Below are 22,135 nucleotides of genomic sequence, written 5' to 3'. Positions count from 1 at the left end.
TTAAGCCTCATCACTTAAAAGGGTAAATTCTTTTGTGAAGAAAGTATCATCATCTTCACTTGTCGCTGCAGCTTCTTCATCTGCTGTTCTTTCATATTTTATAGGTGAGCTGATCTCATCTGTCATCATTGTAATATTTTGTTGCTCTAAAATTTCAAGTTGTGCTTGAAGCATTTGCTTGATTTGAACTTTCATAGCTAAAAATTGTTTTTTAAGTTCTTCTCGCTTATTACTTAAAGCATAAATATCTTGTTTTGCTTGTTCAAGGGTACTTTCAGCTTTTTGTTCTGCTTCTTTTTTAATTTGATCAGCTTTTTCGTAAGCTAAAGTTTTTGTATCTTGTGCAGTTTTTTCTGCTAGAACTAAAGCATTTTGGATTGTAGCTTCCATTGTACGATAATATTGTATATTTTCATTAAGCATATTTAACTTATCTTTAAGTTCATAGTTTTCCTTTGTAAGCTGTTGATAGCCTTCTAATACCTCATCTAAAAACTCGTTAACTTCTGCTATATTATAGCCACCCATTTTAGCTTTTTTAAATTCTTTATTTTGAATATCAACTGGTGATAACATATTTACGGATTCCCCCTATATAAATTTTTCTATGGTAAGATGCATACGTTCTTTTTTGGTATAACCATTTATAGCAGATAATCGCATTTTCCCATATCCTCTTAACGTTCCTGTATCGCCTACTTTCATAAGCTGGCTCCCTCGAACACTCATACCGTTTACTTTTCCACGTTCTTGTTCAAGCAATTTTACTACTTCACTACGTGATACACCAAAAGCTAATGCAAAAATTGCATCGACTCTTAATGATGGTACTGTTCCTGTAACAGCTTTTGTCTTAGGGGATTCAATTTGCATTTCTTCGAAAGTTATTTCTTCTACTGTAATTTTTTGATATCTTCCTATTCCTGTTAGGTATGTACCAATAAAATCACTCATTTCTTCTTGCACAATGACATAAGCCCCAAAATCTGTTGGGATAATATCACCTATTGTTTCTCTTTTAATCCCTAACCCCAATAAAGCCCCTAAAAAGTCACGATGACTTAATGGTTTACCAATACCTGTTTTGACAGTAATTTTTGATGCGCGTATTGGGCATTCCATATAAGTTTCCTCATAACCAAAGGCAAGTACTTGTCGTTCTGCGTATTCATAGCCCCCTAAAAAAGTATACGATTCTAGCTGCGTCAGAAGATGGTAGCGATTTAACACTTCTTCCATCCAGTCACGATTATAAAAAGGGGTAGACAGCATACGATACTGCCTACTTGCCTTTTCATTGTATTCGATTACCATCTTTAAGAAATGTTTTTCATCTTGATCCGCTATATTCATCCAATTCATTTTAGTAATCCTTTAGTCTAATGGCCTATGCTGTTGGCCACATGTTTTTTTGCTTAATTACTTCTGGCGTAATATTAACGCTTTCAGGTGCAAAAATATAAATTTGATCTGTAATGCATTCTACTGTACCATTTAGTGCAAAGCATGCACCCGTTAAATAGTCTACTGCTCTTTGTACTTCCCCTGGTGTAAGATTTTTCATATTTACAATGATTGGTTTTCTATTTTTAATATAAGTTGCTACTTCACCTGTCATTTCATAAGCAGACATTGTAAAATTTAATATTTCCATTTTCTCTTTAGTTGATGCCTGTGTTGGTGCAGGCGTCACAGGTGCTAGTCTTGGTTGCATCTGTGGCATGTTTAAAGTTGATGCTGGTCTTGGTCTTGGTTGAATAGGTTCTTGTTGCATAGGTTGTGTTTCTTCGAATTCATCTTCTTCATCTTCAAAGTCTTCATTAGAGAAGAGAATGTCCTTCATTCTAGTCATTATTGCTTTCATCGCATACGCCTCCTAATTTGATGAATATTTTTTATCTATTGTAATCGCGTGTACCGAAGAGAGCGGTACCAATACGGACATGGGTAGCCCCTTCTTCGATAGCGATTTCATAATCATTACTCATACCCATCGATAATATACTTGTACTTATATTATCAATGTTTTGTTTTTGGATGTCAACTGATAAGTTATAAAGCAGTCTAAAGATTGACCTATTTTCCTCTGGGTTTTGGGTATAAGGTGCTACCGTCATAAATCCTTTAAGTCTTACATGTGACATTTTAGAAATTTCGTGAACAAGTTCTAATACTTCATCCATATAAATACCGTGCTTAGATTCTTCTTTCGCTACATTTACTTCTAATAAGATAGACGTCACTACATCCTTTTTCAATGATTCTTTTTGAATCTCCTTGGCTAATCTTAAACTATCTACAGAGTGAATAAGAGATACATGCCCAACCACGTATTTTACTTTATTACGTTGCAAATGCCCTATAAGGTGCCATTCAATGGGATTTTGTATGTTTTCTATCTTACTCATTAACTCTTGAACTTTATTTTCTCCAAAGTCTTTACAGCCTAATGCATAAGCTTGCTCAATGGCTTCTACTGGATATGTCTTTGAAACTGCAATCAGTGTTACATCTTCTGGTTTTCTACCACTTTTAATAGCACTTTGCGCCATACGGCTTTCTATATTTTCTAATGCTTGTTTCATCTCATCACCTATCTATTCATTTTGAACATTCATATACTTAAGAAGCTGATCTTCTTTTATGTTTTTTGGATTAGAAATAATTTGATCAAATTCTTTAAGTTTATTTTCTTTTCCACTACTTAAAATAGCATACTCTTCATTTACCATTTGAATAGCAATACGTTTAAACTGAGCAAACTGTCCATTAACGGTGTATACCCCTTGTACTGTTTCAAGCTCAGAAACGGTATATTGGCTTCCTCCTTCAGGATGAGCTATAACTGTCCCTAATCCTACACCTTGTAATTGTTCAATTTGTTGCATAATATAAACATTTTTCTCATCATCATATTGAATACGCATAGGTGTAAATACGCTTGTTTGCCCTTGTACTTTTAAAATACCCTTTTCAGAGCCTTGTTCTACAACATACTCTTTTGGAATAGATAAAATATTTTTTTCAACAATTGCTTTAATCGGTATTTTTACCCCTTCTGCTCTATTTTGTCCAATACTAAACGAAACTTGTCTATTATTTAAGAAGTCGACTAAGTATTCATTTGCACTAAATACCAGTTTTGTCTTTTCACCTTCTTCTTTACTTTCTAATTTAAAACGTACATGATCACGTTTAGTATTGTCAAAATAAAGTTCATAATATTTACCTTGTTCTAGACTTAATGCATCTTCGCTATCAATATAAGTGACTACTTTCCATTTATCACTACGAATAATCTTATAAAGTGGTGTATTTGCTTCTGTTTGTAACGGTGCTATGGTAACTTCAGATTGTTTGACACTGTTTTGGAGTGTTTTATAGTTTTCAAGAGTCATATTTTCTAATACTTCTTCAGTTAAATTTGCTTCATAGCCGTCTAGACCATAAGATACAATACCTGCTTCAGGTGCTTTAAGGGCTGATTGATTATTTTTTAGGCTTTCTAATACCTCTGTACGAGCGCCCTTAATCCCTTCCGTTGTTTTTGATTCATCTTGAACGTAAAGTGCTGTACGCTCTTCAATAGTTTTATCTAAAGACTGACGTAGTGTATAGACACTTTTAGGATTTTCCCAATACTTGCTATCCACAAAATTAGCCATTTCAGCTTTTAGTGTGTCATTGACTTGCTTCACATCAGGTTGATAATACGAAAGTTCACTTCTTTTATCTTGTTTGCTATAAAGTGTATCGTCAATTGCATAAAGCTGTTTTTTTAATGCATCAATTTCGGAGCTTTTTGCAACTAAACAAATACTACCGTCTTTTGCAACCTTTTCACTTTCTCCTACTATGTAATGAATATCCCCTGTCTTCGTACTTTCATAAACTGCTTCATCTCTAAAAATAATCCCACTATAAAGATTTGAATTATCTATTACCCCACGTTGTACTGTTTGATACGAAACGGATGGATAAACAAAAAAGTCAATTGCACGTACAACGCCATAACTCATAAACATGACAAGTACCATAATCATTGCCATTTTCTTAACCATACGTTTTTTACGTCTCTTAGTATTTTGTTGGGCTTCTTTACGTGTTATCTTATTTTTACTACGTAACTCTGCCTTACGTTGTTCAGGTGTCTTCGTCTCTACCCCTTGATATGTATATTGCTCCCCATACTCTCTTTCATAAGGATTATTAACCCCTCTCTCACTATAGGATGAAGGATACCCATATGAAGTATTACTACTTTTTGTATTTTGTCTTGGTGTATAGCGATCCTCATAAGGGTTTGTATAACCTCTTTGAGGTGCCCTTGATTCCGTTGTCCTTTTACTCTTATTAGTACTAGACTGATTGGCTTTGGTATTATATTGCTTACGATAAGGATTAGAAGGGGTAGAATAATCTTGTGTATCACTTCCATAAGGATTATAGTAATTACGCTTCTTACTGCGATAATCATCTAAATTATAAGCTCCCGTACTATTGGAATAGCCATTAGCGGAAGACTTTTTTGTTTTTTTGTTTTCATTTTTTCCTTTTGTTTTTTTCATCTGCTCACTTCCAATATTTTCTTTAATAGTATCATATAATGGATTGTTTAATCTTGCAAGCATCGGAAGATACAAATAAAAAAAAGGCACAATGTGCCTTTAAAAGTCGTCTTATAAAAGAATGCAAATAAGACCGCCATTCCCCTCATTAATAATTTTTTGAAGGGTATCTTGAAGTTTAGTTTGTGCATCCTCTGGCATACGATAAAGTTTGTTTTGTAAACCTTCATTAACAAGTTCATGAAGTGTCTTACCAAAAATGTTAGAATCCCAAATTTTTGTTGGATCTGTTTCAAATTCACTCATCATGTAATTGATAAGATCCTCACTTTGTTTCTCCGTACCCACTGTTGGAGAAACTTCTGTTTGGATATTGGCTTTAATAATGTGGTAACTTGGTGCACTTGCTTTAAGTTTCACACCAAAACTATTACCTTGTTTCACAATTTCAGGTTGTTCTAATGTAAGTTCATCAAATACAGGTGCTACAACACCATAACCTTTTTGTTTAACTTCATTAAGTGCATAAGCAACTTTATCATATTCACGTTTTGTATCTGCTAAATCTTTAATAAGCGTCATAAGTTCATGATCACCATTAATTTCCATACCTGTTGTTTCAGAAAGTACACGATAGAATAAATCATCTGTTGTGTTGACATCAATTTTAACAACGCCTTCACCTAAACGAATCTTTTCCAAATAAACATTTTTAATAAAATCTAGATCTTTAAATTGCTCTAGGCTCTGCTTAATTTGACGAATATTTTCTAATGGATAAATTACTTCTTTAATATAATCTACCCATTGCTTTTTGAGCCAATGTTCATTTTCTAAAGTTTCAATCCATTTAGGAAGCATGAATTGAACCTCATTCAGTGGGAACTCATAAAGTACTTTTTCAAGTAAATTATTAATATCCTCTACTTTCATTTGAGCAACATCGATAGGAAGAACTGGCACATCATATTCTCTAGATAGGTTAGCCGTTTCTTCTAATACTTCTGGTGCATAAGGTCTCTTTGTATTATAGATCACAATAAAAGGCTTTCCTATCTTTTTAAGTTCATTAATCGCACGTTCTTCAGCCTCTATGTAATTATTTCTTGGAATTTGTGTAAAGCTACCATCTGTAGTTACAACAACACCTATTGTTGAATGGTTATTAATAACTTTCTTGGTTCCAATTTCTGCTGCTTGCATAAATGGGATTTCTTCTTCGAACCAAGGTGTTTTAACCATACGTGGCACGTTATTATACATATGTCCTTCTGCTTCTGGAATCATATAGCCTACACAATCGATAAGGCGTACATTTACATCAAAGTCGCCACCAATTTTAATATTCACAGCTTCATTAGGAATAAATTTAGGCTCTGTCGTTGTAATGACCTTACCGTCTCCACTTTGTGGCAATTCATCTTGTGCACGCCCTTTGCTATGTTCATTTTCAATGTTAGGAATAACAAGTGCTTCCATAAAACGCTTAATGAATGTAGATTTACCTGTACGTACTGGACCTACTACGCCCAAATAAATGTCTCCATTGGTTCTTTCTGAAATATCTCTGTAGATATCATAATACTCCATTAAAAAACGCCTCCTCTATTTAAAATGTATGGGTACATTTAAATATATGTGAGAAGGCGTAAGATATACCACTCTTTAATCAAAACTCTCCATTTTTTTATCACGGCACATAAGTTTTGTTACAACTTCATCTACAGGAGCATTTTCAAAAAGTCCTTCATAGATTGCTGTAATGATTGGCATTTCAATATTATGTTTTTTCATAAGTGCATAAGCACCTTTAGTTGTAGGAACTCCTTCTACAACCATATTTACTTTCTTGATTGCTTCATCTAGAGTATAACCTTGTCCAATAAGTTCACCACATCTACGATTACGGCTATGGCCACTCATACAAGTTACAATAAGATCACCTATTCCTGTTAGACCACCGAAAGTATTAGGATTTCCTCCCATTGCTACGCCTAGTCTAGCGATTTCTGCAATACCTCTTGTAATAAGTGCGGCCTTTGAATTATCACCATAGCCTAATCCTTCTGCAACACCAGATGCAAGTGCTATAACATTTTTAAGTGCTCCACCTAATTCAACACCTATAATATCTGGGTTTGTATAGACTCTAAAATATTCTGTTATGAATAAATCTTGAATATACTCTGCACTCACCATACATTCGCTACTAGCAACAACAGCTGTTGGCATATGTCTAGCTACTTCTTCTGCATGGCTTGGTCCTGATAAAACAACAACTTTGTTTGGTACAACAGATTCGATAACTTGGGAAAGGGTATAAAGTGTTTCAAATTCAATTCCCTTAGAAACATTGACAATAACAGTCTCCTTCTCTAAATAAGGCATAATTGCTTCTGAAGTTGTACGTATAGCCTTTGAAGGTACAGCCATTACTACAACATCTTTACCCTCTACACATTCTTCATAATCTGTAGAAAAATGAATTTCTAATGGTATTTTAATACCTGGTAAACAACGTTTATTCTCTCTATAAGTGAGCAAGTCATCTTTTTCTTTTTGGTCATAGCACCATACTGTTACATCATGCCCTTTTTCATTAAGCAATAAACTAAGTGCTAATCCCCAACTTCCTGCTCCAAGTACACCTATCTTTTGCATCCCTATGCCTCCTTATTTCTTGCTGCCAAGCTTTGATTCTGTCCCATTGAGTAATCTTGCGATATTCTCCTTATGTCTATAGGCTGTAATACCCGCAATCACTACACCTAAGCATACAATCTCTACAATATTAGGAGACCCTTTGTAGAATACGTAAAGTAAAATAGGAATAAAACCTGTTAAAAGGAGTGAACTACTTGAGACAATACGTGTAGTCCATGCACTTATAATAAAGATAAGACTTACAATAAGTGCTATTCTGATATCAATAAAATAAATGGTTCCTACTGTTACAGCAATCCCTTTTCCTCCTTTAAATTTAAAGAAGAGTGGGTAGCTATGCCCAATGATTGCACCAATACCCGCATAAAGTCCTGCGAGTAATGATGTATCTGGAAATAGTAATTTTGCAATCATAACAGCAGCTGCTGCCTTTAGTACATCGCCTATAAATACAATTAATGCCGCTTTTTTACCTAGTACACGTAAAGTATTTGTTGCCCCCGCATTTCCACTTCCGTGTTCACGAATTTCAATTCCTTGTAATCTTCCATACAAAATAGCTGTTTGTATGCCCCCAAGCAAATACCCGAGACCAAGTGCAATCAATCGGTACATGATTATTCATCCTTCTTTCCTTTTTCTCTTACGATAAAGTGAATTGGTGTACCTTTAAAGCCAAAGGCTTCACGCATTTGATTTTCGATGTATCTTAAATAAGAGAAATGCATCAATTCTTTATCGTTTACAAAGAGTACAAATGTTGGTGGTTTTACACTTACTTGTGTCATGTAGAGAATCTTAAGTGCTTTACCTTTGTCATGTGGTGGTTGGTTCATTGCTGTTGCTTCATATAATACATCATTAAGTAATCCTGTGCTAATACGAAGTGTTTGATTTTGAGCGATTGTATGAATCATATCAAATAGCTTACCAATACGTTGTCCTGTCATAGCTGAAATAAACATACATGGTGCATATTGCATATAAGCTAAAGTATTTGTAATATCTTTTAAATAAGCGTTCATTGTTTTATCGTTTTTCTCAATTGAATCCCATTTGTTTACAACGATAATACAACCTTTTCCTGCTTCATGAGCGATCCCTGCAATTTTTGTATCTTGTTCTGTAATACCTTCATTTGCATCAATCATAATAAGAACAATATCCGCACGCTCTACAGCAGCTACTGTACGTATAATACTGTATTTTTCGATCGCTTCTGTTACTTTTTTACGTTTTCTAAGCCCTGCTGTATCAATTAATACATATTTTTGATCATCAATTGTTACTTCTGTATCTACAGAATCACGTGTTGTTCCTGCAATCTCACTTACAATAACACGTTCTTCTCCACAAATTTTGTTTACAAGTGAAGATTTACCTACGTTTGGTTTACCAATGATAGCAACTTTAATTGCATCATCTTCTTCTTCATCGTCAGTTGGTTGTGGGAAGTATTCTACAATCGCATCTAACATATCTCCTAAGTTAAGAGGTTGTCCAGCTGAAATTGGAATAGGATCACCAAGTCCTAAGTTATAGAACTCATAAATCCCCATTGTTTGTGTTTGCATATCATCTACTTTATTAACTACAAGTACAACAGGTTTATGTGATTTTCTAAGCATATTCGCAACATGCATATCTGAATCTGTAAGGCCTGTTTTATTATCTACTAAGAATACAATAACGTCTGCGGAAGCAATCGCTGCTTCTGCTTGTCTACGCATTTGAGATAAAATAATATCGTTACTCTCTGGCTCAATACCACCTGTATCGATCATTGTAAATTTGTAATTAAGCCATTCTACATCTGCATAAATTCTATCACGTGTTACTCCTGGTGTATCATCAACGATAGAAATTCTAGCTTTCGCAAGTCTATTAAATAAGGTAGACTTTCCTACATTTGGTCTCCCTATAATTGCAACAATTGGTTTACTCATTTTATTTCTCCTTTTGCATGTAAAATCTTATCTAGCCATTCTTGTCCCTCATTCGGCATCACGAGAACCGGAACTCCTAGTTCACTCTTCAGTTGATCTACAGTATAGTCATCTAAAAAGACCTCTTCACCACATTTTAACATATTCTCAGCAATTAGCAAAACTTTCCCTAAGTTTTGTTTAGATTTTAGTGTCTTTACAATGTCTTGTCCTGTCAAAAGTCCTGTTACAGTTACATATTCACCAAAATATTCATTGATAATAGGATAAACATGTATTTTAATATGTGAGAATTTTTCTTCTAGTTTTGCAACACAATTTTTCATAAATACTTCTGTAATACATCCTGTTGCTATTGAACATTCAAATGCTTCTCCATTATCTGTCGCCTCTTTAAGTGCTTCTTCTAATTCATACTCAAATTTTGTCAGCATTCCAACACCATTATCTAAAACAGGGAATCCTTCATATTCATCATAACTTGGCTTTGGCATTTTTCCTGTAATATAGAATTCATCTGCTGCAAAGACAAAGCGTGTACCCATCTTCTCTAAATAATATTTTTGCCATTTTTCTATAACTTCTACAACTTCTCTTGCTGATTCCTCATTAAATGATTCTAAATAAGGTAGGTTTTCTCTAAATTTTGAAACTCCTACTGGAACAACAGTTAATGATAGTATATCTGGTATAAACGTACTTAAGTCTTGTATTGTTTGATCAAGAACCTTACCATCATTTAAACCTGGACATAATACAATTTGTCCATTAATTTGTATACCATGATCAACTAAAGTACCCAGTTGTTCCATAATTTTACCTGCAAAGCGATTATGAAGTAATGTTTGTCTTACCTCTGGGTCTGTAGCATGAATGGATACATTGAGTGGTGAAAGTCGGTATTTGATCATACGTTCTTGGTCATACTCAGATATATTAGTAAGTGTAATGTAGTTACCATTTAAAAAAGACATACGCCAGTCGTCATCTTTAAAGTACACTGTTTGACGCATATTAGGGGGAAGTTGGTCAATGAAACAGAACTTACACTTATTACGACATTTTAGTAACTCATCCATAAGTTCTGTTTCAAAAACCAGACCTAAATCATCTCCATAGTCTTTTTCAATTTCGAAATCCCAAACTTCTCCATTTGCTTTCTCAACTTTAACTTCTATCTCCTCATCACTTAGTAAAAAGCGATAATCAAAGACATCTTGAATACGTTCCCCATTAATAGATAATAGTTTATCACCTTTTTCAAGTTCTAACTCTTTGGCAATGCTGTCTTCAAGTACGTCAACTATAAGGTGTGATTTATAAGTATTTTTCAATTTATTCAACTCCTATTTTAAGTACATAAAAGCACCTAACGTTCCTCTTTTACCTTGGGTTTTTCGATGTGAGAAAAACGTATCACTCTGACAACACGTACACATCTCAGCCTTAGCAATCTGATTTGGTTTTATACCTATTGTTTCTAAACTATAAGCATTACATGCCCACAAATCTATATTATATTTATCATTTTTAGTATTTTTAACAATAAAAGGTTGCTCACCAAATCGTTCTAAAAAGACGTCAGCTACATCTGTATGGACCTCAAAACAACAAGGTCCTATAGATGGTCCAATACCAACTTCAATGTCTTCTAGAGGAATATTGTGTTCTTGGTGCCATATGTCTATCATTTTTTTACCAATTTCATTAACAGTGCCACGCCAGCCTGCGTGGGCCATTCCAATCATACCATACTTTCTTGCATAAAAAAATAGTGGAACACAATCTGCATAGTGTGTAACCAGCGTAAGCCCTTTCTCTTTTGTATAAATACCATCTAAACTTTCCCATTTATTAGGTGTTATAATACCATTACCTGCATCATTACTTGTAACTTCTGCTATTTGTGTTTCATGCACTTGTCTACTAAGTACCATCTGCTCTATACTTGTTCCAAGTAATGTACCTACACGTCGATAGTTCTCTACTACATTTTCTCTATCATCCCCACGGTTAAATCCTAAATTTAGGCTTTCACATTCTCCTTTGCTTACACCACCTAACTTTGTTGTAAAGCAATGTCCCATATTTGAATCATTCTCCCAACATTCAAATATAACATGAGGTATGATCCCTTCTTCTTTATAAATTGCACCACGTTTTTGTTCCATCATGATTTCCTCCCTAAAATGCCGCCTTTAAATGTGTAAGTTGGTCACCTAATATCTCAATCACATCAAATCGACATGCTACTTCTTTTTTATAATGTGCCATGAGATAGTACTTGGCCACATTAATAATTCTCTTCTTCTTATAATAGTTGACACTCTCCCTAGGTAGACCACATTTTGCTGAATAGCGATATTTAATTTCTACAAAAACAATATAGTCCTTGTCTTTAGCAATAAGGTCTATTTCTCCTAGGCGGCAACGATAATTCATCTGAAGAATTGTATAACCTAATGATTCTAAGTATATTTTTGCTTTTTGTTCATAATAACTGCCAACTTGCCTATTATTCTTTTGACACTTTACCGTAGAGTTCATCCATATCACTCACAAACACAAGTATTTGAGCCATAATATCATAAAGTTCTTCAGGTATTTGGGCTCCAATCTTAATTTCTGTTAAAAGTGTAGCCAGTTTATCATCTTTATAAACGGGTATATTTTGTTTCTTTGCTTCTTCAATAATGTTCTTAGCTACATATCCTTTTCCCTCAGCTACTACAATGGGTGCACTGGCTTTTTCTGGATCATAACTAATGGCTGCTGCGCGTTTAATTTTATCTTCCATATAGCCCCCTTAAATATGATAATCAAAACCTGTAGGTAGAGGTAAATCCTTTTCTTCACTCTGTAGAGCTATAACTTCTCTATCTTCCTTTTTAGCAAAACTTATATGTTCTACTTGATAACCTAATTTTCCTAAAGGCTCTAATAATCTATAACCTTCTGCCTCAATTAACTTTTTCGCTGCTTCTAGTTCTGTATAAAAATCTAATCTTAAGTTTTTATCTATCTGATGGATATGGACTTCTATTTCCTTCAAAGTTGGCATTTCTAAAGCAATAACTGTATATAAACTTTTATCTTGCTTTTGCTTATTTTTATAAGGTTTGTAAAAATACACTTTTCCTTTTGCCTCTCCTAATTCACTCATAAAGGGGAATGTATAGTATTGTCCCTCTTCCTTCAATTTATGATGAATAAGAAGTTGCTCCTCTAATTCATTTAGCATTTTTTCTAGACCTTGGCTATTTCCACTTAATTGCTTCATTTCTTTGACAAGTACTTTAACTATTTCCTCTTCTTTAAAAAGTACTGTATCCTTTAAACCTTTTGCTTGTTTACTTGCCTGCCTCAGCGTATTGGAATCTAAAGTAAAACATGCTTTTAAACACTTTTTTAAACTTTCATCTAAAGGCATTTCATCTAACTGTTTCACTAAGGTCTCTATAAGCTTTGAGGTAGATACTTTATCTAATTGAGTATGACCTTCCTCTTTTAGAATTCCAGTCTCTGACATAAGGTTTTGCAAAACTGCTTTAAATACTGTTTCTGGTAAAGTTTGCTGAATACCCTTCAAAAAGCTTTGTAATGCTCCTGTTTTATTCGCCATAGGCTTATTCTCTTCTATGGTGCGAGAATACGCTTCAAGTGTTTGGTCTAATACTTCTTTCAAAACATCTTCCTTATAATTCCCCATTTGCTTTAATGTCTCATGACCAATCGGTATATTGGAAGGGGCATATGTATTTCCTTGGTGATATTTTAGTATGTTTAAAAAAGCTTGTCCTGGTAACTCTGTTACTTGTTGCAGTCTATAGGTTTGAAGAATAGGTTCTTTTTGAAGGGGTAATTCAGCATCTGTAAATGCTTTAATAAGTTGCTTTATTCCCTCTTCCCTAGGTAGATCTAATGTGTCCATAGCTTGCTCTATAAGCGTATTTTGTGACATTGTAGACTCACTTAAGGCTAACAAAAGTTTTGTTCCCTCATATCCCTTTACTTCAAACTTTAAGAGCTGACCAAGTAAATGCTCATCTATTAAATTGGTTGCAAATAGTTGACCTGTTACAAGTTCTCTGAGAAAAAATTTATTCTCAACTTTAACAAGATTTCCTTCTAATAAGTCGCCCACATTTAAACCTAATTGACTTTTAGATGTAAGTAATGCTGCCTTAGCTTGTTCAGTTAAGGCAGCATAAGAATTGGCTGAATGAAGTTTTGTATGAATAAATGTTTGATTGATCACTAAAATCCCTCATTTTTTAAGAATGTTTTACGATGAAGAGGGGTAATACCATGTGCTCTTATTCCATTATAATGGGCATTACTTCCATATCCTTTATTACTTTCCCAATCATAATGAGGATAATCTTTGGCATACGCTTTCATCATACGGTCTCTTGTTACTTTAGCTACAATACTTGCAGCTGCAATTGCAGCACTTTTATTATCACCTTTTACAACTGCATGTTGCGTACAGCCTACACCTTTTATTACTTTATCACCATCAACTAAAATAACTTCAGGTTTTATAGCTAGTTCCTGTATTGCAATACGCATAGCCTTAAATGTAGCCTGTAAAATATTTATTTCATCTATTTCAGGTGCATCCACTATGCCTATTCCTACATGCAGTGCTGTGTGCATAATTTCATCATAAAGTGCTTCTCTTTTTTCTTCGGCTATTTTCTTAGAATCTTTAACCCCTAAAAGCTCACATTCATCTGGTAATACAACTGCACAAGCTACAACAGGTCCTGCCAGCGGTCCTCGTCCTACTTCATCAATACCTATAAGCATCTTATGTTCTCCACGAAATGCTTGGTCAAAATAGAGTTTATCCGCCCATTCTTCTTTAAGCTTTTCAAGGGTTTCTAATTGCTTTTTATATTTTTGACATAGTTTTATTACACTTTGACGTGTATCTACCTCATATACTTTAATAAGTGAAAGAAGCGCCTCAGAAGAAGCGCTCTTTAATTCAAGTTCTATTGCTTTGACTGTTTTTTTAATCTCATTCATTATTCTAATACTCCTATTGTATCAAAAGGATATATTCTAAATCCGCCTATAGCGATAACTTTATCACTCTTTATAGCTCCAAATACACGACTATCTGCACTTTCTTCTCTGTTATCGCCCATCATCCAGTAACTTCCTTCTGGCACTGTATAAGGAAACTCTATATCGCTCCAAGAAAATGGATTTGTTGTATGCTCATATCTTATATAAGCTGATTCATCAATTGCTTCACCATTTACATACACATCTCCATCAATAAGGTCAACTGTATCGCCGCCTGTTGCAATAAGACGTTTAACAAGTCTTTCTCCATCTTGATAGAAAATGACAATCTCGCCTATTCTAGGTTCTCTTCCATAAGCAGTAAAAGGGCTTACAATAAGATGATCTTTTTCCATAATCGTTGGTACCATAGAACTTGTTGGTACCTCTGTGTGCATAGCAACAAAACGAATGACTAAAAGTGCTGCTAAAAGTGCTACTAGTAAATCTTTACTAAAGTCTAATATATTTCTTAACTTGTACATGACTAAGCCCTCTTTCTTTTCATTTTATCTATCTACTTTAAAACGCCTATAGCTTGAAATGGAAAAATCTTCAAGGCTCCAATAGCAATAATAGCATTTTTTGATATGGATCCAAAAATACGGCTATCTGCACTACCTTCTCGATTATCCCCCATCATAAAATAGCAGCCCTCAGGAACTATATATGGAAATTCTATGTCACTTCCTGCATATTCTCTTGTTCCGTTATATGTATGGATATAGGCTGTTTCATCTATTTCTTCATTATTAATATAGACCTTTCCATCTTTTAAGTCAACGACATCATTAGGTTCACCAATAACACGTTTAATAAGATGTTCTCCGCCATACTCAAAAACTACAATTTCACCTCTTTTAGGTGTTCTGTAATAATTAGGCATAAGATTAACGATAAGATGATCTCCAGGCTCAATAGTTGGAATCATCGAACCTGAAGGAATTCTAGTATGCATCATTAGAAATTGTGAGATTAGAAGGGCACACAATATCGCTAAAAAGGGCTCCTTCATAAACTCTAATAAATTTTTGATTTTTTTCAACAGTCTCAATCCTCTCTTATGAGGTCTGATGGAGATTCTACAGTAATTCTTCCTAATTTGCCACTTCTAAACTCATCTAAAACGACAAGCGCTGTCCTTGTTTCATCTATATCACCACCAGGCACAATAAATCCACGCTTTTTACCTATCATAAGTAGTATATCATAAGCACTTGTTTCTGGTAAAATTTCAATTTTATAACGTGTTTCTAATTTATCTTTAAAACGTTTTGATCCAAGTTCTAAAAATCCCATAGCTAACTCACGACTATCTAAAATTTCATCTTTAATTGAACCTAAATAAGCAAGTTTTTTCGCTACTTCTTGATCTTCAAACTTTGGCCATAAAATACCTGGCATATCTAAAAGTTCAAATCCTTTTTTAATTTTAACCCATTGCTTACCGCGGGTTACCCCTGGTTTATCACCTGTTTTAGTAGAACCTTTCCCCACTAATGAATTAATAAATGTAGATTTCCCTACATTAGGAATGCCTACGATCATTGCACGAATAGGTCTATAAATACGTCCTCTTGCTTTATCACGTTCTATTTTTTCTTTAAGCATGTCCTCTGCAGCTTGTGTAACTTCTTTAATCCCTTTACCTGAAGTCGCTACAATTTCAATAACACGTACATTTGCACTACTATACCACTTGCTCCATTCTTTTACCACACTTGGATCAGAAAGGTCACTTTTATTTAAAACAATAAGTCGCATTTTACCTTTTGTTAATTTATCAATATCAGGATTTTTAGTACTATATGGTGCACGTGCATCAAGTAATTCAATGACAATATCAACAAGCTTAACATTCTCCTCTATGAGACGTCTTGTTTTCGTCATATGACCTGGATACCATTGTATTTGCATAATATTCACCTTTATTTCTATTAAATTCTATTTATTTTAAAAATGGATTTTTCCAAAAAGGCCATATTCTTAGACTAATACGTCCTACAATATTCTTCTTTGGTACACATCCAATATAATTAAATCGACTATCAATACTACTATTATAATTATCCCCTAATACAAAGTAAGTGCCTTCTGCAACTGTAAAAGGATACTTAATATCACCTCTATGCATCATAGCATCTTCATCAGAGTTATTGATAGGGGTTCCATTGATATAAAGCTGGCCGTCTTTGTAATCAATGATATCTCCTGACAAACCTACAATACGTTTCACAACTGGTGTCTTGACATTATTGGTGTAAAATCCTATAATATCTCCTTTTTTAGGCATACTCATTTTATAGGCTAGCTTATTAATAATGACCATATTATTATTGTCTAAAAGTGGTGCCATGGAAGTGCCTTGCACTTTTAAATTTTGTACTAAAAAAGCATTAACCACTAAAACAACAATAATAGCTATAATCAAATCTTTAAAGAAACCTAAGAGCTGATCTTTCTTTTTACCTCTTGGATCTTTCATATAAAATTCTCTCATTTCTATACACAAAAAGGGACTATAAAAGTCCCTTTTTATTTTATTAATTGTTTTCTTACTTGATTAATTCTTTAACTTTAGCATTTTTACCAACGCGGTCACGTAAGTAGTTAAGTTTAGCACGTCTTACTTTACCACGACGAATAACTTCGATTTTTTCAAGAAGTGGTGAATGAACTGGCCATGTTTTTTCAACACCAACACCGTAAGAAATTCTTCTTACTGTGAAGTTTTCACGAGCTCCACCATTTTGTCTTTTTAATACGATCCCTTCGAACATTTGTACACGTTCTCTTTGACCTTCTTTGATACGAGCGTAAACACGTACTGTGTCCCCTACGTTAAATGGTGTTACTTCTCTGATTTGTTCATTTTCAATTGCTCTGATAATTTCGTTCATGTGTATTCTCCTTTAATCTGAGACGTTCATTACCCATACATTTTGGCAGAGGACCGTCCGTAATAACTCTAGGCAATTATAGCATGTCCGCCTAGGATTTGCAACGTTTTTTTGCATATTCATTAATAAAATATTTTTCTTTTTCTGTTAATTTTGCTCTTTTTAGTAGATCTGGTCTTTTATTAAAAGTGTTAATAAGTGACATTTCTCGCCTATAAGCTGCAATCTTTTGATGATTCCCTGATAAAAGAACATCTGGAACAGCTTCATCACGATAGACTGCTGGTCTTGTGTAATGAGGATACTCTAATAAACCATCTGAAAAACTTTCATCCTGGAAGGATTCAGCTTTCCCTAAAACACCTGGCACCAATCTACTAATACTATCTGCTACCACAAGCGCTGCTAATTCACCACCTGTAAGTACATAATCTCCAATTGAGACTTCCTCCGTCACTATTGCATCTAAAGCACGCTGATCAATCCCCTCATAGTGGCCACATAATAAAACAATGTGTTCTTCGCTACTTAACGCTTCTGCCATTTGTTGCTTCCAAGGCTTTCCTTGTGGAGACATATAAAGTACATGTTGTGGTGCTACAGAAGAATGCTCCACAATATGGTCGTAGCATCTGCATACAGGATCAGCCATCATAAGCATCCCTGCACCACCACCATAAGGATAGTCATCTACCTGTAGATGTTTATTATTTGCAAAATCTCTAATATTTATTGCTTCTATTTCGATTAAACCATTTTGTCTTGCTCGCCCTAATATACTACAATTCACTGCATTCTCAATCATCTCTGGAAACAGTGTCATAATGGTAATCTTCATGATTAATCTTCCAGCCCTTCTAAAAGTTGTACAAGCATTTCACCTTTTTCTAGATCAATTTTTAAAATACATTGTTTAATCGCTGGAATAAGAATTTCTTTCTCTGTATTACGTACTACATATACATCATTACTACCTGTTACAAGAATATCAACTAACTTTCCAAGGTCACGCCCTTCTTCTGTTACTACTTTTAAGCCGTATAAATCACATTGATAATATTCATCTTGTCCTAATGGAAGTGCATCTTTACGATTAATTTTAAGTGTACTATTTTTAAGAAGTTCAGCATCATCCATATTATCAATTCCTTTAAATTTTAAAAGAACGAAATTTTTATGATAACGTACAGTTTCAATTTCTTTTATTGATTCTGTACGATTTTGTACAACGATTTCTTTTAGTTTTCCAAAACGTTTAATATCATCTGTAGAAGGTAGTACACGTACTTCTCCTTTTACACCATGTGTATTTACGATTCTTCCAATTGTAAGCATTTGTTCCATTGTCTTATTTCCTTTCTTAATATCTTAAATACTCACTATAAAGGCTCTATGCAAGGCTTTTTAGTCAATTTCTAAGCATTTATGTATCTTTTATTATCATTGTTCATTATAAAGTATACCCTATGTCTTGCTTTATTAAAACACTCAATCTATAAGTTAATTATTGTTTATTTTATACTTAATATGAATAAATACTAAGATAGACGTTTAGTAGATCTATAAAAATTCTGTATATAATAAATAGGCTAGGGAATTCCCTAGCCTATTCACTAATTTCAACAACTACTTTCTTACTAGAAGATGCTGTTGCTGATTTCACAATGGTACGGATTGCTTTAGCAATCTTGCCTTGCTTTCCGATGATTTTACCCATATCGCTTGGGGCTACTTTTAGTTCTAGAATTACTGCATTCTCTTCCTCACGTTGTGAAACAGAAACTTCTTCTGGCAAATCTACCAATTGTTTGGCGATCACTTCAACTAAACTTTTCATCGGATCCCCTCCATGTGGGCGTTAATTACATTTCAACGCCAGATTTTTTAAGTAAAGTTTTAACTGTATCTGTTGGTTGAGCACCATTTGCTAACCATTTTTCTACAGCTTCTTTATTTACGCTTAATTCATTTGGTTCTTGACATGGATTGAAGTAACCTACTTCTTCGATGAAACGACCATCTCTTGGTGAACGAGAATCTGCTACTACGATTCTATAAAAAGGAGCTTTCTTTGCACCTAATCTTTTTAAACGAATTTTTACTGCCATGTTGTTACCTCCTAAGGTTAATTAATTATATTATTTATTTACATAAAAGGTAATTTAAATTTACCTTTTTTGCCTTTCATCATACCAGACATTTGTTTCATCATTGTTTGCATTTGCTCAAACTGTTTGATGAGACGATTAACTTCTTGAAGATCACGTCCACTTCCTGCTGCAATACGTTTCTTACGAGACATATTAATAATACTAGGATTTTGACGTTCCTCTTTCGTCATAGATAAAATAATGGCTTCAATGTATGCTAGTTGTTTGTCATCTACATCGATTTCACCAAGCTTAGATGTATTCATGCCTGGTAACATGCCTAAGATTTGGTTAAGTGGTCCCATTTTTTTAATTTGACGCATTTGATCTAAAAAGTCATCAAAGTTAAATTCAGCTTTTCTAAATTTAGCTTCTAATTCTTTTGCTTTATCTTCGTCGTAATTTTGTTGAGCCTTTTCGATTAATGTTAATACGTCACCCATACCCAAAATACGAGAAGCCATACGCTCTGGATGGAATGGTTCTAAATCACTAAGTTTTTCACCCATACCTGCATATTTAATAGGTTTGTTGGTTACGGCTTTTACAGATAATGCTGCACCACCTCTGTTATCACTATCTAACTTAGTCATAACAATACCATCAATCCCTAGTGCTTCATTAAAGGATTCTGCTACGTTTACAGCATCTTGCCCTGTCATCGCATCTACAACTAAGAGAATCTCTCTTGGCTTAACTTCCGCTTTAATGAATTTAAGCTCGTCCATAAGCACTTCATCAATATGAAGACGTCCTGCTGTATCGAGGAGTACTACATCAAAGTTATTTTCTCTCGCATATTCCATACCTGCTTTTGCAATATCAACAGGATTATGGTCTGTTCCTAAAGAAAAAACTGGAATGTTAACTTGTTTCCCTACTTTCATAAGCTGGTCAATAGCAGCTGGACGATAAACGTCACATCCTACTAATAATGGTCTCTTACCTTGGGATTTGATAAGTGCTGCAAGTTTACCACTTGTTGTTGTCTTACCTGCTCCTTGGAGACCTACCATCATAATTGGTGTAATACCTTTTGAAGCAAATGTAATTTTGCTTTGTGTACCACCCATAAGGGCTACAAGCTCATCATTAACAATTTTAATGACTTGCTGTCCTGGTGTTAAACTTTCTAACACCTCAGTGCCTACTGCACGTTCTTCTATTGTTTTAATAAACTGTTTAACAACTTTAAAGTTAACATCTGCTTCTAAAAGTGCAAGCTTAACTTCTCTTAATGCTAGTTTAACATCTTTATCGCTAAGCTTCCCTTTACTTTTAAGCTGTTTAAAAACATCTTGCAATTTGGTTGATAATTGATCAAAGGCCATTTCCGGAATTCCTCCTACATTTCACTTGACAATTGTTCAAGAAGTGCAATAGCTTCTTGCAATTGCTTTTCTTTTTCTGTTTCACCAAGTGGTGAGCATTGTTTAAGTTTATCTTTTACCTCTGTAAGAATCTTTTCCTGTTTGACGTATTTTGTCCATAATTCTAGCTTACTTTCAAGATCCAACATCTTTTGTTCAGCTTTCTTAATTGTGTCAAAAACGCTTTGGCGGCTAATATTGTAGGTGGTAGCGAGCTCTCCTAGCGATAAATCATCAAAATAATATCGCATCAATAAATCACGCTGCTTGTCTGTAAGTAGTGACTCATAAAAATCATATAAATAACTCACTTCAACAAACTTCTCCATACAACACCCCCTAGCTGTCAGCCTCTTTTACTTTACAGATGAATTATAAAGAATAACTTGTATTTTGTCAACTCTAATTTTATTTTTGTTCAAAAAGAGCTGCTGCAAAAGCTTTAGGGTCAAAAGGTTGAAGATCATCAATCTTTTCCCCTACACCAATATATTTAACAGGTACATTTAAGTTTTCACAAATACCTACCACGGCTCCACCTTTAGCTGTTCCATCTAATTTTGTTAAAATGATACCATCTACGTTCGCTACTTCTTTAAAAACTTTAACTTGGGAAATAGCATTTTGCCCTGTTGTTGCATCTAAAACAATTAGCACTTCTTTATGTGCTTCTGGATATTCACGTTCAATAATACGTCCCATTTTTTCAAGTTCTTTCATTAGGTTCGTCTTGTTTTGCAGACGCCCCGCTGTATCACAGATAAGTAAATCACACTTTCTTGATTTTGCAGCTTTAATCCCATCATATACAACAGCGGCCGGATCTGATCCTTCTTCATGCTTAACAAGTGGCACGCCTGAACGATCTGCCCAAATTTGGAGTTGTTCAATAGCTGCTGCACGGAATGTATCTGCTGCTGCTAAAATAACATTCTTATTCTCTTCTTTGAATTGATGTGCTAACTTACCAATTGTAGTCGTTTTACCTACCCCATTCACACCGATAACTAAAATAACATTTGGCTTACCTTCTTCAACAAGTGGTTTCCACTCATGAGCTGTCAAAATCCCTGTGATGATTTCTTGTAATGCAAGTTTTAAATCACCTGGTTCAGTAATTTTCTCTGTTTTAACTTTTTCACGAAGTTTTTCCATGATATTCATGGTAGTTTCTACACCAAAGTCAGCCATGATTAGGGCTTCCTCTAATTCTTCATAAAGGTCTTCATCTATTTTCTTAAAGCCTTTTAAAACATCATCTACAGCACCTAAAAACTGGTCACGTGTTTTTGTTAACCCACTAAACAACTTAGAGAAAAGTCCTTTTTTCTTAGGCGTTTCTTCACTCTCACTAGTTTCACCTTGTTTAGCTTCCTCTGCTAATCTTGCCTCCTCAGCTTCTTTAGCCTCTTCTGCTAATCTTGCTTCCTCAGCTTCTTTAGCCTCTTCTGCTAATCTTGC

General features: G+C 34.3%; 27 protein-coding genes. All 27 read right to left on the bottom strand.

Annotation, left to right across the window (positions count from 1 at the left end):
* Entirely contained in the window at positions 1-576 is a 576-nt protein-coding gene (locus PBV87_RS13815; RefSeq protein WP_053983955.1) for a DivIVA domain-containing protein, read from the bottom strand.
* A gap of 15 nt (positions 577-591) precedes the next feature.
* Positions 592-1,362 (bottom strand): YlmH family RNA-binding protein, encoded by a 771-nt coding sequence (locus PBV87_RS13810; RefSeq protein WP_271012653.1) that lies wholly within the window; start codon positions 1,360-1,362, stop codon positions 592-594.
* A gap of 25 nt (positions 1,363-1,387) precedes the next feature.
* Complete coding sequence (locus PBV87_RS13805) at positions 1,388-1,864, bottom strand: cell division protein SepF (protein WP_053983957.1); 477 nt, start codon at positions 1,862-1,864, stop codon at positions 1,388-1,390.
* 31 nt (positions 1,865-1,895) lie between these two features.
* A complete protein-coding gene (locus PBV87_RS13800; RefSeq protein ID WP_271012652.1) occupies positions 1,896-2,585 on the bottom strand; it encodes a YggS family pyridoxal phosphate-dependent enzyme in 690 nt (229 codons plus the stop codon).
* Positions 2,586-2,597: 12 nt separating this feature from the next.
* A complete protein-coding gene (locus tag PBV87_RS13795; protein ID WP_198524890.1) occupies positions 2,598-4,631 on the bottom strand; it encodes a biotin/lipoyl attachment domain-containing protein in 2,034 nt (677 codons plus the stop codon).
* A 48-nt stretch (positions 4,632-4,679) separates the two neighbouring features.
* Positions 4,680-6,158: a stage IV sporulation protein A gene (gene spoIVA / locus PBV87_RS13790; RefSeq protein ID WP_053983960.1), complete on the bottom strand. Its 1,479-nt coding sequence runs from the start codon at positions 6,156-6,158 to the stop codon at positions 4,680-4,682.
* A gap of 75 nt (positions 6,159-6,233) precedes the next feature.
* Positions 6,234-7,229 carry an NAD(P)H-dependent glycerol-3-phosphate dehydrogenase gene (locus tag PBV87_RS13785; RefSeq protein WP_053983961.1) on the bottom strand — a complete coding sequence of 332 codons (996 nt, stop codon included), beginning with the start codon at positions 7,227-7,229 and terminating at the stop codon, positions 6,234-6,236.
* A gap of 12 nt (positions 7,230-7,241) precedes the next feature.
* Positions 7,242-7,847, bottom strand: a complete 606-nt coding sequence (plsY, locus tag PBV87_RS13780; protein ID WP_271012651.1) for a glycerol-3-phosphate 1-O-acyltransferase PlsY — start codon at positions 7,845-7,847, stop codon at positions 7,242-7,244.
* Between the two features lie 2 nt (positions 7,848-7,849).
* Positions 7,850-9,178: a ribosome biogenesis GTPase Der gene (gene der, locus PBV87_RS13775; RefSeq protein ID WP_053983963.1), complete on the bottom strand. Its 1,329-nt coding sequence runs from the start codon at positions 9,176-9,178 to the stop codon at positions 7,850-7,852.
* Entirely contained in the window at positions 9,175-10,512 is a 1,338-nt protein-coding gene (locus tag PBV87_RS13770; RefSeq protein WP_271012650.1) for a DUF512 domain-containing protein, read from the bottom strand. The genes der and PBV87_RS13770 overlap by 4 nt, the downstream gene beginning before the upstream one ends.
* Positions 10,513-10,524: 12 nt before the next feature.
* Positions 10,525-11,349, bottom strand: coding sequence for a peptidoglycan editing factor PgeF (gene pgeF, locus PBV87_RS13765; RefSeq protein ID WP_198524892.1), 825 nt, complete (start codon positions 11,347-11,349; stop codon positions 10,525-10,527).
* Between the two features lie 13 nt (positions 11,350-11,362).
* Positions 11,363-11,725, bottom strand: a complete 363-nt coding sequence (locus tag PBV87_RS13760; RefSeq protein ID WP_271012649.1) for a YraN family protein — start codon at positions 11,723-11,725, stop codon at positions 11,363-11,365.
* On the bottom strand, positions 11,694-11,975 hold the full coding sequence (locus tag PBV87_RS13755; protein WP_271012648.1) for an EscU/YscU/HrcU family type III secretion system export apparatus switch protein: 282 nt from the start codon (positions 11,973-11,975) through the stop codon (positions 11,694-11,696). The genes PBV87_RS13760 and PBV87_RS13755 overlap by 32 nt, the downstream gene beginning before the upstream one ends.
* Before the next feature lie 9 nt (positions 11,976-11,984).
* Positions 11,985-13,436, bottom strand: coding sequence for a flagellar hook-length control protein FliK (gene fliK, locus PBV87_RS22915; RefSeq protein WP_271012647.1), 1,452 nt, complete (start codon positions 13,434-13,436; stop codon positions 11,985-11,987).
* A complete protein-coding gene (locus PBV87_RS13745) occupies positions 13,436-14,212 on the bottom strand; it encodes a ribonuclease HII (protein ID WP_271012646.1) in 777 nt (258 codons plus the stop codon). The genes fliK and PBV87_RS13745 overlap by 1 nt, the downstream gene beginning before the upstream one ends.
* Positions 14,212-14,739: a signal peptidase I gene (gene lepB / locus PBV87_RS13740; protein ID WP_053983969.1), complete on the bottom strand. Its 528-nt coding sequence runs from the start codon at positions 14,737-14,739 to the stop codon at positions 14,212-14,214. Before lepB (PBV87_RS13740) ends, PBV87_RS13745 begins: the two co-directional genes overlap by 1 nt.
* Positions 14,740-14,771: 32 nt before the next feature.
* On the bottom strand, positions 14,772-15,269 hold the full coding sequence (lepB, locus tag PBV87_RS13735; protein ID WP_242847714.1) for a signal peptidase I: 498 nt from the start codon (positions 15,267-15,269) through the stop codon (positions 14,772-14,774).
* 35 nt (positions 15,270-15,304) lie between these two features.
* A complete protein-coding gene (ylqF, locus tag PBV87_RS13730) occupies positions 15,305-16,171 on the bottom strand; it encodes a ribosome biogenesis GTPase YlqF (protein ID WP_053983971.1) in 867 nt (288 codons plus the stop codon).
* A gap of 31 nt (positions 16,172-16,202) precedes the next feature.
* Positions 16,203-16,739, bottom strand: a complete 537-nt coding sequence (gene lepB / locus PBV87_RS13725) for a signal peptidase I (RefSeq protein ID WP_271012645.1) — start codon at positions 16,737-16,739, stop codon at positions 16,203-16,205.
* Between the two features lie 70 nt (positions 16,740-16,809).
* On the bottom strand, positions 16,810-17,154 hold the full coding sequence (rplS, locus tag PBV87_RS13720) for a 50S ribosomal protein L19 (protein WP_053983973.1): 345 nt from the start codon (positions 17,152-17,154) through the stop codon (positions 16,810-16,812).
* A gap of 91 nt (positions 17,155-17,245) precedes the next feature.
* Positions 17,246-17,992 (bottom strand): tRNA (guanosine(37)-N1)-methyltransferase TrmD, encoded by a 747-nt coding sequence (gene trmD / locus PBV87_RS13715; protein WP_271012644.1) that lies wholly within the window; start codon positions 17,990-17,992, stop codon positions 17,246-17,248.
* Positions 17,993-17,994: 2 nt separating this feature from the next.
* A complete protein-coding gene (gene rimM, locus PBV87_RS13710) occupies positions 17,995-18,498 on the bottom strand; it encodes a ribosome maturation factor RimM (protein ID WP_271012643.1) in 504 nt (167 codons plus the stop codon).
* Between the two features lie 262 nt (positions 18,499-18,760).
* A complete protein-coding gene (locus tag PBV87_RS13705; RefSeq protein ID WP_053983976.1) occupies positions 18,761-18,991 on the bottom strand; it encodes a KH domain-containing protein in 231 nt (76 codons plus the stop codon).
* A gap of 25 nt (positions 18,992-19,016) precedes the next feature.
* Entirely contained in the window at positions 19,017-19,262 is a 246-nt protein-coding gene (gene rpsP, locus PBV87_RS13700) for a 30S ribosomal protein S16 (protein ID WP_053983977.1), read from the bottom strand.
* Positions 19,263-19,300: 38 nt separating this feature from the next.
* A complete protein-coding gene (ffh, locus tag PBV87_RS13695; RefSeq protein WP_053983978.1) occupies positions 19,301-20,635 on the bottom strand; it encodes a signal recognition particle protein in 1,335 nt (444 codons plus the stop codon).
* Between the two features lie 14 nt (positions 20,636-20,649).
* Positions 20,650-21,003: a YlxM family DNA-binding protein gene (gene ylxM / locus PBV87_RS13690; protein WP_053983979.1), complete on the bottom strand. Its 354-nt coding sequence runs from the start codon at positions 21,001-21,003 to the stop codon at positions 20,650-20,652.
* Positions 21,004-21,082: 79 nt separating this feature from the next.
* Complete coding sequence (gene ftsY / locus PBV87_RS13685; RefSeq protein ID WP_271012712.1) at positions 21,083-21,982, bottom strand: signal recognition particle-docking protein FtsY; 900 nt, start codon at positions 21,980-21,982, stop codon at positions 21,083-21,085.
* Positions 21,983-22,135: the final 153 nt, after the last annotated feature.

It is taken from the genome of Holtiella tumoricola, from assembly GCF_027857615.1.
GTDB classification, from domain to species: domain Bacteria; phylum Bacillota; class Clostridia; order Lachnospirales; family Cellulosilyticaceae; genus Holtiella; species Holtiella tumoricola.
This window is presented reverse-complemented; position numbering and strand designations above follow the sequence as displayed.